10 protein-coding genes and 1 pseudogene are annotated in these 12,852 nt (G+C 69.3%); 4 read left to right on the forward strand and 7 right to left on the reverse strand.

The genetic code is table 11. The features are described from left to right. Positions 1–14: 14 nt before the first annotated feature. Positions 15–1,958: an asparagine synthase (glutamine-hydrolyzing) gene (gene asnB / locus NV348_RS27830; protein ID WP_447149500.1), complete on the reverse strand. Its 1,944-nt coding sequence runs from the start codon at positions 1,956–1,958 to the stop codon at positions 15–17. Between the two features lie 353 nt (positions 1,959–2,311). Between asnB and ctaC the strand changes: the two genes are divergently transcribed. Continuing rightward, entirely contained in the window at positions 2,312–3,433 is a 1,122-nt protein-coding gene (gene ctaC, locus NV348_RS27835; RefSeq protein ID WP_447149501.1) for an aa3-type cytochrome oxidase subunit II, read from the forward strand. Between the two features lie 10 nt (positions 3,434–3,443). Further along, positions 3,444–3,860, forward strand: a complete 417-nt coding sequence (locus NV348_RS27840; protein WP_447149502.1) for a cytochrome c oxidase subunit 4 — start codon at positions 3,444–3,446, stop codon at positions 3,858–3,860. Positions 3,861–3,937: 77 nt separating this feature from the next. On the opposite strand, the gene NV348_RS27845 is transcribed toward NV348_RS27840, so the two are convergent. Beyond that, the gene (locus tag NV348_RS27845; RefSeq protein ID WP_447149503.1) at positions 3,938–5,209 is read right to left on the reverse strand and encodes an FAD-binding oxidoreductase; all 1,272 of its coding nucleotides are present in this window, start codon (positions 5,207–5,209) and stop codon (positions 3,938–3,940) included. Positions 5,210–5,260: 51 nt separating this feature from the next. Next, positions 5,261–6,811 carry an alkaline phosphatase D family protein gene (locus tag NV348_RS27850; RefSeq protein WP_447149504.1) on the reverse strand — a complete coding sequence of 517 codons (1,551 nt, stop codon included), beginning with the start codon at positions 6,809–6,811 and terminating at the stop codon, positions 5,261–5,263. Positions 6,812–6,970: 159 nt separating this feature from the next. Here NV348_RS27850 and NV348_RS27855 point away from each other — a divergent pair, with 159 nt between their 5' ends. Together NV348_RS27855 and NV348_RS27860 are read left to right on the forward strand one after the other, a co-directional pair. Then, positions 6,971–8,461, forward strand: coding sequence for a flavin-containing monooxygenase (locus tag NV348_RS27855; RefSeq protein ID WP_447149505.1), 1,491 nt, complete (start codon positions 6,971–6,973; stop codon positions 8,459–8,461). A gap of 27 nt (positions 8,462–8,488) precedes the next feature. Then, positions 8,489–8,596, forward strand: a pseudogene (locus tag NV348_RS27860) (alpha/beta hydrolase fold domain-containing protein); the annotation flags it as partial. An 11-nt stretch (positions 8,597–8,607) separates the two neighbouring features. Here the strand turns inward: NV348_RS27860 and NV348_RS27865 are convergent. The 4 genes from NV348_RS27865 to NV348_RS27880 all read right to left on the reverse strand — a co-directional run bounded on the left by NV348_RS27865 (position 8,608) and on the right by NV348_RS27880 (position 12,739). Beyond that, positions 8,608–9,633 carry an AraC family transcriptional regulator gene (locus NV348_RS27865; protein WP_447149506.1) on the reverse strand — a complete coding sequence of 342 codons (1,026 nt, stop codon included), beginning with the start codon at positions 9,631–9,633 and terminating at the stop codon, positions 8,608–8,610. Between the two features lie 26 nt (positions 9,634–9,659). Next, a complete protein-coding gene (locus tag NV348_RS27870) occupies positions 9,660–11,039 on the reverse strand; it encodes an ABC1 kinase family protein (protein ID WP_447149507.1) in 1,380 nt (459 codons plus the stop codon). Positions 11,040–11,144: 105 nt separating this feature from the next. Continuing rightward, positions 11,145–11,918 (reverse strand): sporulation protein, encoded by a 774-nt coding sequence (locus tag NV348_RS27875; protein ID WP_447149508.1) that lies wholly within the window; start codon positions 11,916–11,918, stop codon positions 11,145–11,147. 92 nt (positions 11,919–12,010) lie between these two features. Beyond that, the gene (locus tag NV348_RS27880) at positions 12,011–12,739 is read right to left on the reverse strand and encodes a lysophospholipid acyltransferase family protein (RefSeq protein ID WP_447149509.1); all 729 of its coding nucleotides are present in this window, start codon (positions 12,737–12,739) and stop codon (positions 12,011–12,013) included. Between the last annotated feature and the right edge of the window lie 113 nt (positions 12,740–12,852).

A 12,852-nucleotide genomic window follows, 5' to 3' on the forward strand; every position in this document is an offset into this window, starting at 1 on the left:
TCCGTCGCGGGGGACTACAGCGAGACCGGGTAGACCGGCTCCTGGATCTCGGGCTTGATCCGGTCCTCGACGAAGATGCCGTGCCAGACCATGAACACCAGCAGGGTCCACAGGCGGCGGCTGTGGTCGGACAGGCCGGCCTTGTGGTCGCGCAGCATCTGCAGGACCGCGGCCTTGTCGATCAGGTGGTCGGTCTGGGACTCGGCGATCTGGGTCTGCGCCCAGTCGTAGAGCTCGGTGCCGCGCAGCCAGTGCCGCAGCGGGACCGGGAAGCCGAGCTTGGCGCGGTTGAGGACGTGGTCGGGGACGATCCCGTCCAGGGCCTGGCGCAGCGCGTACTTCGAGGTCTCCCTGGTGATCTTCTGGTCGTAGGGCAGGCCCTGAGCGACGCGCATGACCTCGTTGTCCAGGAACGGCACGCGCAGTTCCAGCGAGTTGGCCATGGTCATCTTGTCGGCCTTGACCAGGATGTCGCCGCGCAGCCAGGTGAACAGGTCCAGGTGCTGCATGCGCGCGACCGGGTCCCAGCCCGCGGACTGGGCGTAGATCGGGGCGGTGACGTCCTGATGGGTCCACTCGGGGCGGAACTCGCGCAGCACCGAGCGCAGCTGCGCGTCGTTGAAGCTGCGGGCATTGCCGTAGTAGCGGTCCTCGAGGGTGAGCGACCCGCGCTGCAGCAGGGACTTGCCGCGCCTGCCGTCGGGGATCTTGTCGCCGAGCTTGCCCACCAGCTTGCGCAGCCCGGCCGGCAGGTACTCGAAGGGCTTGAGCGACAACGGCTCCCGGTAGATGGTGTAGCCGCCGAACAGCTCGTCGGCACCCTCACCGGAGAGCACCACCTTGACGTGCTTGCGGGCCTCCTTGGCCACGAAGTACAGCGGCACCAGGGCGGGGTCGGCTACCGGGTCGTCGAGGTACCAGACGATCTCCGGGATCGCGGCGGCGAACTCGGCGGGGGAGACCACCTTGACGATGTGGCGCGCGCCGATCAGCGCGGCGCTCTCGGCGGCCACGTCGACCTCGGAGTAGCCCTCGCGCTCGAACCCGGTGGTGAAGGTGATCAGCTTCGGGTTGTGCCGCATGGCCAGCGCCGCGATGGCGGTGGAGTCGATGCCGCCGGACAGGAACGAGCCGACGGTGACATCGGCGCGCATGTGCTTGGCGACCGAGTCCTCGAGCGCCGCGGCGATCTCGGCGTAGCGGGCCTGCGCGGCGCCCTCGGCAAACGGTCGTACCCGGAAGTCGGGGCGGAAGTAGCGGGTGGTCGTCGGCGCCTGCCCGACCTTCACCGTGGCGTAGGTGCCGGATTCGAGACGGCGGATGTTGCGGTGCAGCGACTCGGGCTCGGGCACGTACTGCAGCACCGTGTAGTGCTCGAGCGCGCGCGGATCGAGCTCGTCGGAGACCCCGAGCGGGCTCAGCAGTTCGAGGACGCTCTTCTTCTCGCTGGCGAAGGCGGTGCCGCCGGGGCCGGTCCCGTAGAACAGCGGCTTGATGCCGAACGGGTCGCGCGCCAGGAACAGTTCCTGGGTCTCGGTGTCCCAGATCGCGAACGCGAACATGCCGCGCAGCTTGCGCACGGCCTCGGGGCCCCAGAAGTGGAAGGCCGCCACGATCGACTCGCCGTCACCGTCGGTGGCGAAGATCTTGCCGTCGCCGAACTCGGCGCCGTGCTCGGCGGCCAGCTGCTCGCGCAGTTCCAGGTAGTTGTAGATCTCGCCGTTGAAAGTCATCGCGTAGCGCTGCGGGTTGTCCGCCGGGCCCCAGCGCAGCGGCTGGTGCGAGTGCTCGATATCGATGATGGAGAGCCGGTTGAAGCCGAAGATCATGTGATCGTCGTGCCAGGTGCCCTTCTCGTCGGGGCCGCGGTGCCGCTGGCAGTGCAGCGCGTCGTACACCTGATCGACCACCTCGGTCGTCGCCGTATCAGCTGTCAGGAATCCGAGCAGTCCGCACACGGTGTCGGCAACCTTCTCTCGTTCGATGATGGGGTGGCCACTCCTCGGGCCGAAACGCTGTGTCCGAGTATGCCGCACACCCGCACGACGCGCCGCGCGCAACCCGTCGCCGCGGCGACCGCGACCCGTTTCGAGCGGCAAACCGCAGGTCGCCGCGTCCGGTGTGGTCACAGCGGAGTGTCGAACACGACCCCGCGACAAGACAGCGCCCGCTTTGGTCTACGCTGCGTAGTACTCAGGTCCTTCTCAGGTGTGCAGGCGTCACAGCGGCAATACTCGAGGGCGGCCTGAAACGTGCTTGAAAGCGGTGTCGGAACGGGCGGATCGCGGCCCGGACGACGCAATGTGTCGGAATGTGTAGCGACCAGGAAGGCGTGAGCGTGGCGCACAAGGCGAGCGAAGAGATCGGGGCACGACCCGTTCGGGGTCGGCAGGGCCGCATCCTTCGACGGGCCGGGCTGGCGGTGTCCTTGGGGATCACTGCCGTCCTCGTCTCGGGCTGCTCGATCGACAATGTTTGGCTGCGGTTCGGCTGGCCCTCGGGCATCACGCCGCAGGCGACCCGGATGCGGGAGCTGTGGACCTGGTCCGTGCTGGCCGCGCTCGCCATGGGCGTGCTGGTCTGGGGTCTGACCTTCTGGACCGTCATCATGCACCGCAAGCGCAAGAACTCCCCGGAGTTCCCGCGCCAGACGGGCTACAACGTGTCGCTGGAGCTGACCTACACGGCGATCCCGTTCGTGATCATCGCGGTCCTGTTCTACTTCACCGTGGTCGTGCAGAACTACGTGATCGAGAAGACGGACAACCCGGATGTCACGGTCGACGTGACCGCCTTCCAGTGGAACTGGAAGTTCGGCTACCGCAACATCAACAACGTCGGCGGGCTGACCTGGAACGGTATCGACTCCGAGCGTGAGCTGGCGAACGAAGAGCAGCTCGCGCAGTACGAGGAGCGCAAGAACGAAGAGGGTCACCCGCAGCCGGGTCCGTTGCACGGCAAGCCGGCCAACGACATCCTCTCGTACCTGCACTACGACAAGGTCGAGACCGTCGGTTCCAGTGCCGAGATCCCGGTCCTGGTGCTGCCGACCGGTAAGCGCATCGAGTTCCAGCTCGCCGCCGCCGACGTGGTCCACTCCTTCTGGGTGCCGGAGTTCATGTTCAAGCGCGACGTGATGCCGAACCCGAAGGAAAACCAGTCCGACAACGTCTTCCAGATCTCCGAGATCGAGAAGGAAGGCGCGTTCGTCGGCCGCTGTGCCGAGATGTGCGGCACCTACCACTCGATGATGAACTTCGAGGTCCGCGCGGTCTCGCCGGAGAAGTACGCCAAGTACATGCAGGCGCGCATCGACGGCAAGACCAACGGCGAGGCGCTCGAGTCGATCGGCGAGTCGCCGGTGGCCACCTCCACGTACCCCTTCAACACCAAGCGCGATATCAAGAGCGCTTCGGTGAACGAGAGCAAGTGAGGATTCTGATATGAGGATCGAAGCGCGGATCTTCGAACTGCTCACGGCGTTCTTCGTGCTGGTCGCCATCGTGTACGGATTCTTCACCGCGCAGTCGCGGACCGGCATCGAGTGGGCCGGTACCACCGCGATTGTGCTCAGTGCCGGCCTGTCGCTGATCGTCGGTACCTACTTCCGGTTCGTCGCGCGCCGCATCGACCTGCGGCCCGAGGACTACGAGGAGGCCGAGATCGTCGACGGCGCCGGTGACCTGGGCTTCTTCTCGCCCGGCAGCTTCTGGCCGATCACCCTGGCCGCCGCCGGCTCGGTGACCGCGCTGGGCCTGGCCTTCTTCCAGTTCTGGCTGATCGGCCTCGGCGTCGTCCTTGTGCTCGCTGCCTCCGCGGGCCTGGTGTTCGAGTACTACCTCGGCGCCGAGAAGCACTGAGCGACAACTACACAGACACAAGGGAAGGGCCCCACCGGATTCCGGTGGGGCCCTTCCTGTGTAGTCGGTGCCGGGAGCTAGACGCTGTAGCGCAGCGCCTGCTCCGAGCGGCAGATGTCGTCGATGCCGGAGACGATCTCGCGCAGCTGCTCCGACGGCAATGCCGAGGGACGCAGGCGGCAGGTGAAGGTGATCAGGCCGTAGTCGGCGGGGGACAGGCCGCGGGCGGCGGCCTCGGCGCGCAGGTACGGGGAGCGCACGCCGTAGGTCATCGCGGAGATGACGGTGAAGCAGCCGGTGCGTTCGCGGTGGTCGGCGAACAGGTCGTGCAGGCCGTAGAACACCGAGCCGTAGTTGGCCAGCGGGGCGAACACGCCGACCCGGTAGGCCGGGCCGCGCTCGGAGGAGCTGATGACGGTGTCGGCCAGGTACTCCGCGTCGCGCATGGTGAGCACCTTCGGCGCGAACATCAGCGCGCCCGCCGCGGCGTTGCGCACCGGCATGCCCGCCCGGCCGCCCGCCGCGGAGGCGATGGCGCCCAGCGACTTGCGGGTGCGGGTGCCGACCTCGCGCCGCGCCCGCAGGCCGCGGGTGGGGGCGGTGGGGTACAGGCTCGACCACTGGCCGAAGCGGACGGCGCCGAGGGTCACCTGGCCGGTGCCGACCGGGCGGGCCACCTTGAGCGGCGCGGTGTCGACCCAGCGGCCGACCTGCAGCGCCGCGCTGCCCGGGTTGGTGATCTCGGTGGTGGCGTGCTCGACGAAGGAATCGAAATCGAGGAACCGGTCGGCGTCGGTGGTGAGCCAGGTGTGGTCCTTGTCGACCTCGACGACATCGAGGGTCAGCGCGGTGATGATGCCGGCCCGCCCGCCCGCGCCGAGGATGCGATGGAACCGCTCGGTGTGGTGGCCGCGTCCGCAGGTGCCGATCCGGCCGTCGGGGTCGACGTATTCGAGGTCGACGATCTGATCGATGAACATGCCGTAGCGATGCGAGGCGGTGCTGACGCCACCTACCGAGGCGAAGCCGCCCGCGGTGATGTCGCGATGGTCGCCGACCACCGGCAGGCCGAGGCCGTGCGCGCCGAGGCGGCGGTCGATCTCGGAGAGCTTGGCACCCGCCTGCACCCGGACCGTCCGCCGGCCCAGGTTGATGTCGAGCACCGAGTTCATCTTGCGCAGCGAGAGCACCGCGCGCTGATCGGTCAGCCCATAGGATTCTTCGGTCTGTTCGCCGCCCCGAACCGTCAACCGTTCCGAACGATCGCGCGAATCACGTACAGTGCGAACGACATCCGCGGTGTCCCGGGGGAGATATTCTTCGGAGATGACGGAGTGCGGCGTGCCCATGACCGCATAGCTAACCACAGCTGGGCGATTCTTGCGCACGGTACCTCAGACCTACTTCCGCGTAGGCGCGAGTTGCTTCGTGAACAGGACTTTCCCGGTCGCGTCGCACAGGTTGACGGTCAGTTCGGCGGAGCGCCCGTCGATGCGGACCTCGCCGAAATGCTGGTATTGCGCGTCCAGCGGCGAGGTGTTCGGCGCCGGCGGCGCGTGCACGAAGACCGCCTCCGGCCCGAAGGTCGGATCGAGCTCGTTCGGTCCGAAGGCGCCGGCGTTGAGCGGACCGGAGACGAACTCCCAGAACTCGTCGAAATCGGTGAAGGCGGCGCGCGCGGGCGAATAGTGGTGCGCCGCCGTGTAGTGCACGTCGGCGGTGAGCCAGACGACGTCGGCGACCTTGTTCGTCTTGATCGCCGAGAGCACCTGGGCGATCTCGGTCTCGCGGCCGGTCGGCGCGCCGGGGGCGGCGTTGGCCGGGCCCTCGAAGGCGGTCTTGCCGTCGGGGACGATCAGGCCCAGCGGCAGATCGGCGGCCACGATCTTCCAGGTGGCCTTCGAATCACGCAGGCCCTCGATGAGCCACCTGGTCTGCGCGGCCCCGAGGACGGCGCCCTGCGGTGCGGTATTGGCGCCGTTGGCGTCCTTGTAGGCGCGCATGTCCAGGACGAAGACGTCCAGCAGCGGGCCGTAGGAGATCTTGCGGTACAGGCGACCGTCGACGGCTTCCCTGGGCTCCAACGGCATCCACTCGTGGAAGGCCTGCCAGGAACGCGCGGCGAGGGTGTCCATGCTGCGCTCGGTGTAGCCCTTGTCGGCGGCCACGGTGCCGCCGGGGTACCAGTTGTTGGTGGTCTCGTGGTCGTCCCACTGCACCACCTGGGCGACGGCGGCGTTGAAGCGGCGGTAGTTGTCGTCGGTGAGGTTGTAGGCGTAGTTGCCGCGGAACTGGTCGAGGGTCTCGGCGGGGGCGTTCTTGGCCTCGGTGGTGATGTTCTTCCACACCCGGCCGTCGGGCAGGGTCACCGATTCCTTCAGCGCGTTGTCGGCGTAGATGCAGTCGCCGGAATGCAGGAACAGGTGCGGGTCGCGGGCGGCCATGGTGGCGAAGACCTTCATGCCGCCCAGCTCGGGGTTGATGCCGAAGCCCTGGCCTGCCACGTCGCCGGACCACAGCAGGCTGATGTCGGCGGGCGCGGTCGGGGCGGTGCGGAAGACGCCGGTGAGGGTCTCCGAGCTCGCGCCGTCCTCGCCCTCCAGGCGCACCCGGTAGTGCACGAGTTGACCCGCGGGCAGGCCGTTGACGCGTACCCGGCCGGTACCGTCGGTGGCCGGGGTGAGCAGAGGGCCGGTGAAACGCTTGACGTCGCTGAACTTCTCGGTCGCCGCGGTCTCCACGACCAGCGTCGCGGGCCGGTCCGAGCGCGCCCAGATCAGCGCGCCGTCGCTGCGCGGGTCGCCGACGGCGATGCCGTGGGTCAGTGTCGGCCTGGCCGCGACCAGGCCGGGACCGTCGCCGCACGCGGCGAGCGCGGGCGCGGTCACCAGACCGACGGCGGTGGCGCGCAACAGGGTGCGCCGGGACATCGCGAAATCTGAACCAGCCATGGGTGTCACGGTGCCTCGCCGGTCGGAACGCCGGGACGCGGGCGCGGCAACGCCACGTGAACGGTGCCGTACGGAAGTTTCGTCACCTTGCCGAATCGAGTAACTTTGCCGCCGTTCGCGCACTGTGACGCGGGTCGCGGCGGACCTACCGTGATCGGCATGACTGCACACACCACTCGTCCCTCGGTGGGGATCATCGGGACCGGATTCGCCGGGCTCGGTATGGCCGTGCGCCTGAAAGCGGCGGGTTACGACGACATCGTGCTGTTCGAACGCGCCGACGACGTCGGCGGCACCTGGCGCGACAACACCTACCCGGGTGCCGCGTGTGATGTGCCGTCCCACCTGTACTCGTTCTCCTTCGCCCCGAAATCGGACTGGACGCGCCGCTTCGCCGCGCAGCCGGAGATTCTGGCCTACCTGCGCGAGGTCGCCGACCGGTACGACCTGCGCCGGCACATCCGCTTCGGCGCCGAGGTGACCTCGGCGGACTACGACGCGGACCGTGGCGAGTGGGTGGTGCGCGTCGCCGACGGCGAGGAGTTCCGGGTGCGCGCGCTGGTGGCCGCGACCGGTCAGCTCAGCCGCCCGGCTGTTCCGGCGATCGAGGGTATCGACGACTTCGCCGGTGCGATGTTCCATTCCGCTACCTGGGATCACGACTACGACCTCGACGGCAAACGCGTCGCGGTGATCGGCACCGGCGCGTCGGCGATCCAGTTCGTGCCCCGGGTGGCGCAGCGGGCCGCGCGCCTCGAACTGTTCCAGCGCGAGGCCGCCCACGTCATCCCCAAGCCGGACTACGCCTACAGCGCCCTCGCCCACACCGCGCTGCGCCGGGTGCCGGGACTGCTGGCGCTCTCGCGCGCGGCCACCTATCTCGCGCTGGAGCCGCGCGCGTTCGCATTCACCAAGTTCCCGCAGGCGATGGCGTTGGTGCAGCGGCGTTTCGAACGCTATCTGGCCGCGCAGGTGCCCGACGCGGCGCTACGGGAACGGCTCACGCCCGCGACGAAGATCGGGTGCAAGCGGATCCTGATCTCCAACGACTACTACCAGGCCCTCAACCGGCCGAACGTCGACGTGGTGACCGAGTCGATCACCCGCATCGAACCGACCGGCCTGCGCACCGCCGACGGCGTTCTGCACGAGGTCGACGCGCTGTTGCTCGGCACCGGATTCCAGGCCAACGAGTTCCTCGCGCCGATGACGGTGCACGGCCGTGACGGCCTGCGCCTCGACGACGTCTGGCGCGAGGGCGCGCACGCCCACCACGGGATCACGGTCGCGGGCTTCCCGAACCTGTTCATCCTCTACGGACCGAACACCAACCTGGGCCACAACTCGATCGTCTACATGCTCGAGTCCCAGTTCGGCTATGTACTCCAGGCAGTGGACCGGCTCGCCCGCGGCGCGCGTGCGATCGAGGTGCGGCCGGAGGTCCAGCAGCGATCGACTGCCGCAGTGCAGGACGCGATCAGCGCGACGGTGTGGAACAGCGGCTGCACGAGCTGGTACACCACCGCGGCGGGCCGCAACACCAACAATTGGCCGGGGTTCACCTTCGACTATCGCAGGCGGCTGCGCCGGTTCGACGACGCCGAGTTCATCGTCACCCCGGCCACCGAACCGGTCGTGCCGGCCCGATGAGCGCGGCCGAATCGCTGCTGCGAACCCCTGGTGGCCCACCTGGCCGACGCGGCAGGCCACCCGGTGTACCTGCTCGACTACCGGCTGGCGCCCGAGCACCGGTTTCCGGCCGCCCTGGACGACGCGGTGGCGGCGCGGAACTGACGTCAGCGGGTGGCGAGTCGATCGCGATAGGCGCGGGGGCCCATGCCCTTCCAGCGGCGGAACGCCTGGGAGAAGCTCGAGACCTCGACGTAGCCGAGGCGGTGGGCGATCTCGGTGACCGGTAGGCCGCGGGTCACCAGCATCTCCTCGGCGATGCGTTCGCGGACCTCGTCGAGCAGCGCTCGGTAGGAGGTACCCTCCCTGGCCAGCCGGTGCCGCAGGGTGCGTTCGCTGACGAACAGCATCGCTGCCAGCCGGGCCGCGTCCGGCGGGTGCGCGAGCTGCGCGACGAGGATGTCGCGCACCTGCCCCGCGGTCCCGCTGCGGGCGACGCGCCGGTCCAGCAGCTCGCGGCAGTGCTCGATGGCGACGGCGGCGGTGTGCTCGTTCGCCTGCGGCAGCGGGGCATCGACGAGGGCTTGGTCGAATCCCGCCAGGCACTCCCCGGCATCGAATTCCGGTGTCAGCCCGAAAGTCTCGGTGTAGAGCCAGCCCGCCGCCGGGGGCGGCGGCGGAAAGGCGAAGCGCACGTGGTTGATCGGTATCGGTGCCGCGAGCAGGTCCCGGTTCAGCATCTGGATGGCCGCCATATCGCGTTCGATCACGAAGCGCCGCAGCGGAGCGGCCACATCGGGGGCGGTGAGGACCAGCTGGAGTTCCTCCTCGCTGCGGCGCACCTGGATATCGCTGAAGGCGAAGGTGAGGTCGATGAACTGCAGGCCCGCCTGGATCGCCGAGCGCAGGGTCGGGCTGCTGATCAGCGCGAAACCCCACATGCCGTAGGAGGTGAGCCGGAACAGGCTGCCCGCCCGCACACCGAGGCCGGGCGGATCGCCGAGTTCCCGGATCAGATTGGCGATCACCGCCAGCTCGGCGGCCGCGGAGATCTCGGCGGCCGGATCCGCCAGCATCCCGGCGGTGAGGCCGGTGCCGCGTAGACAGACCGCGGTCGGGACGCCACGCTCCTCGCCGAGGCGGGTCGTCAGCAGCGCCCCCATCGGCGTGCGCGGAATGTCCCAGTGCACCACGGGCCGATCCTAGGCGGCGGGCGGATTCACAGACCCACCGCGGCGGCGGTGTCGGGGTACCAGCGGGTGCACTCGGCGCGGAGCGGGACCTCGGTCTGCAGCTGGCACAGCACGGCGACGCCGCCGAGGAAGGAGCGCAGGATGGGGGTATGGCCGGGCGGCATCGTCAACTGGCGCAACACGTTCGACAGGCGCAGGTCGGTGGCGATGCGGACCTGCTTGCGCAGCCAGTCGGCGGAGAGCGGGTAGGTGGGGGACAGCAGGGCGTCGCGCACCGGTTGCAGGCGGGCCGCCACGGTGGCGATGTCGAGCTCGCGGCCCGGTGCGACGAAGCCGTGGCGGCGGATGGCGGCCTCGAGGTCGGCGGGGGAGTCGGCGATCACCGCGGCACCGACATCGCCCGCGACATCGAGGAAGGCGGCGGGCCACGGCGTGCACGCGCCGAAGTCGACGACGCCGAGGCGGCCGTCGGGCATACGCAGGAAGTTGCCCGGGTGCGGGTCGCCGTAGACCAGGCCGGCGCGGGCGGGCGCGGAGAACAAGAAACGCAGGATCAGCACGCCGAGCCGGTCGAGCTCGGCCGCCTCGCCACGGATGATCAACCGCGACAACGGGACACCGTCGAGCCACTCGGTGACCAGGACGTCGCCGTGCTGAGCGATCACCCGGCTCAGCACCACATCGGGATCGTCGGCGAAGGCGGCCGCGAACACCCGCAGGTTGGCCGCCTCGCGGGCGTAGTCGAGTTCGGCGTTGATCTCCTCGCACAGTGCCTCGATCACCGGGCGGGTGTCCGCGCCGGGCAGCAGCGCCGTGAACAGCGGAGTGGCGCGGCGCAGGGCTTGCAGGTCGGCCAGGACGGCACGGCGCGCACCGGGATACATCACCTTCACCGCGACCGGTGTGCCGTCGTGCCAGCGGGCGCGGTGGACCTGGCCGACCGACGCCGCCGCGGCAGCGCGGTCGTCGAATTCCAGGAACAGCGAACGCCAGTCGGGGCCCAGATGCGCGGCGAGTTCGGTGTGCACGGCGGCGGGCAGCATGGCCGGCGCCGAATCGTGCAGCCGCGCCAGCGCCTGCCGGAACGGTTCGGCCAGATCGGGGGCCAGACCCAGCTCCAGCAGACCGAGCAGCTGACCCAGTTTCGCGACGCAGCCCTTGAGCTCGCCGAGTACCTGGAACAGATGCTCGGCGGTGCGCGCCCGGATGTCGCGGTCGACGGCCTCGGGCGCCCGCCCGATCGCCTTCTTGCCGAACCCGGCGATGCGCCGCCCGGCATAGGCGACCGGGACCGCGGCCAGCCGGGCGCCGCGCACGACCTTGCCGGTGGGGGGATGGCCGGTGCGCGGATCCGGAGCGGAGCGGGCGAACGGCACCACCGTGCGCTCGGGGTCGCGACCGACCATGTTCACCTCACTGCCCCGCCGGAATGAGTCGACGCCTGCCCGGCGTCGTGCTCTGTGCAGGCTATCAACCGGGTGGGCGGCGCGTCGCGGGTCGGCGCGGGTAGCTCAGCCGAGCGCGCCGAGCCCCTGCAGCGTGCGATGGATCTCGGTGGTCCAGTCGTGGTGTGCCAGTTGCGCGTAGTCGACCCAGAAGGAGCCGATGCCGTCGCGGTCCTCGCGGAACCAGCCGCCCTCGATATCGGCCTCCAGGACGACGCTCATGCCGTGCTCGGCGGCGACGAAGGTGAGTTCGAGCTGGTTCACCCGGGGAAAATGGTGCGAGCGACCGAACTCGATCTCCTGATAGAACGGCAGCAGCTGCGGCGTGCCCGCGATGGTGCCCGCCTCCACATCGGTGCGGTGCAGCCCGAAGCCCATGCGCCGCACGGCATCCAGCACGACGTGCTGGGCGGGCAGTGCCCCGATGCCGAGCGGATCGGTGTCGGTGGCGTCGACGGCGCCGTGGATGTCGACCACGGTGCGCAGCGCGACACCGGCGCCCGGCAGGTGCCGGCCGTCGAAGAAGGTGATCGGTGTCTCGAAGGGAACCGGTGCGGCGAACCGCAATTCGGCCACCGTGCCCGCGATCAGGGTGAACGGCCCGGCCACCCCGGCCCGGCCGAAGCCGTGCTCGCTGACGTGCTCCTCGCCGTCGGCGTATTCACGCTCGACGCGGGTGACGAACTCGACGGCCACGTGCCCGATCGACTGGTCGACGCGGCCGCCACGCAGCCGGACCACACCCTCGACGATCCCGCCGGGTTGCGCACCCGGGGTGAACAATTCGGTTTCCACCTCGGCGCCGCCGACGCCGGCCGCGGCCAGTAATTGCTTGAACATGTGAGCAGTGTGGCCGACGGCGCTTATGATCCGCTTGCCGTCGGCCGGTGCTGTGGGTCAGCTCATCGCGGCGCCGGGCGCCGCATGACGCCTCAGCCGGCGGCGGTGTCGGGGATGCGGGTGGCCTCGAGCTGGCGGTCGGTGGGGGCGACGCCCTTCTTCAGGCTGTGCGCGTAGACGTCGACGTATTCCTGGCCGGTGAGGCGCATCAGCTCGTACATCACCTCGTCGGTGACGGCGCGCTCGACGAAGCGGTTACCGCTCATGCCCTCGTAGCGCGAGAAGTCCAGCGGGGCACCGAACTTGAGGGTGACCTTCTGCCTACGCCACTTGAACGGTCCGGGCGGGCTCACCTTGTCGGTGCCGATGACGGCGACCGGGATGACCGGAACGCCGGTCTCCAGTGCCAGCCGCGCCATGCCGGTCTTGCCCTTGTACAGGCGGCCGTCGGGGGAGCGGGTGCCCTCCGGGTACAGGCCGACCAGTCTGCCCTCGTCGAGCAGCTTGCGGGCCGCGTTGAGCGCGTCCTCGGCGGCGGAGGCGCCGCTGCGGTCGATCGGGTACTGGCCGGTGCCGCTGAAGAAGAACTTCTGCAGGCGGCCCTTGATGCCGGGGGTGGTGAAGTACTCCGCCTTGGCGAGGTAGTTGATCCGGCGCGGGCTCAGCAGCGGCGCGAACAGCCAGTCGGCGAAGGAGAGGTGATTACCCGCCATGATCGCCGGACCGTCGGTCGGGATGTTCTCGACGCCTTCCACCTCGGGCCGGTTGTACAGATGCATGAACGGTCCTACGAGAACGAACTTGAGCAGCCAGTAGAACATGGCGTCCTTTCCCCGGGACCGGAACCGGGATCGTTGTGTGCAGCCTCGTCGGAAAGCGACTTTACCGCTGGTCGCAGGTCACAACCAACCCAGGACGGTAGCCGCAATGCATG

The organism is Nocardia fodinahabitans (assembly GCF_052983615.1).

Bases quoted from the DNA above. Each gene is read 5' to 3' on its own strand.
- NV348_RS27850 (WP_447149504.1), bottom strand. From the start codon at position 6,811: ATGGCTGGTTCAGATTTCGCGATGTCCCGGCGCACCCTGTTGCGCGCC.
- NV348_RS27870 (WP_447149507.1), bottom strand. From the start codon at position 11,039: ATGGTCGGTCGCGACCCCGAGCGCACGGTGGTGCCGTTCGCCCGCTCC.
- NV348_RS27880 (WP_447149509.1), bottom strand. From the start codon at position 12,739: ATGTTCTACTGGCTGCTCAAGTTCGTTCTCGTAGGACCGTTCATGCAT.
- ctaC (WP_447149501.1), top strand. From the start codon at position 2,312: ATGTGTAGCGACCAGGAAGGCGTGAGCGTGGCGCACAAGGCGAGCGAA.
- NV348_RS27855 (WP_447149505.1), top strand. From the start codon at position 6,971: ATGACTGCACACACCACTCGTCCCTCGGTGGGGATCATCGGGACCGGA.
- NV348_RS27845 (WP_447149503.1), bottom strand. From the start codon at position 5,209: ATGGGCACGCCGCACTCCGTCATCTCCGAAGAATATCTCCCCCGGGAC.
- NV348_RS27875 (WP_447149508.1), bottom strand. From the start codon at position 11,918: ATGTTCAAGCAATTACTGGCCGCGGCCGGCGTCGGCGGCGCCGAGGTG.
- NV348_RS27840 (WP_447149502.1), top strand. From the start codon at position 3,444: ATGAGGATCGAAGCGCGGATCTTCGAACTGCTCACGGCGTTCTTCGTG.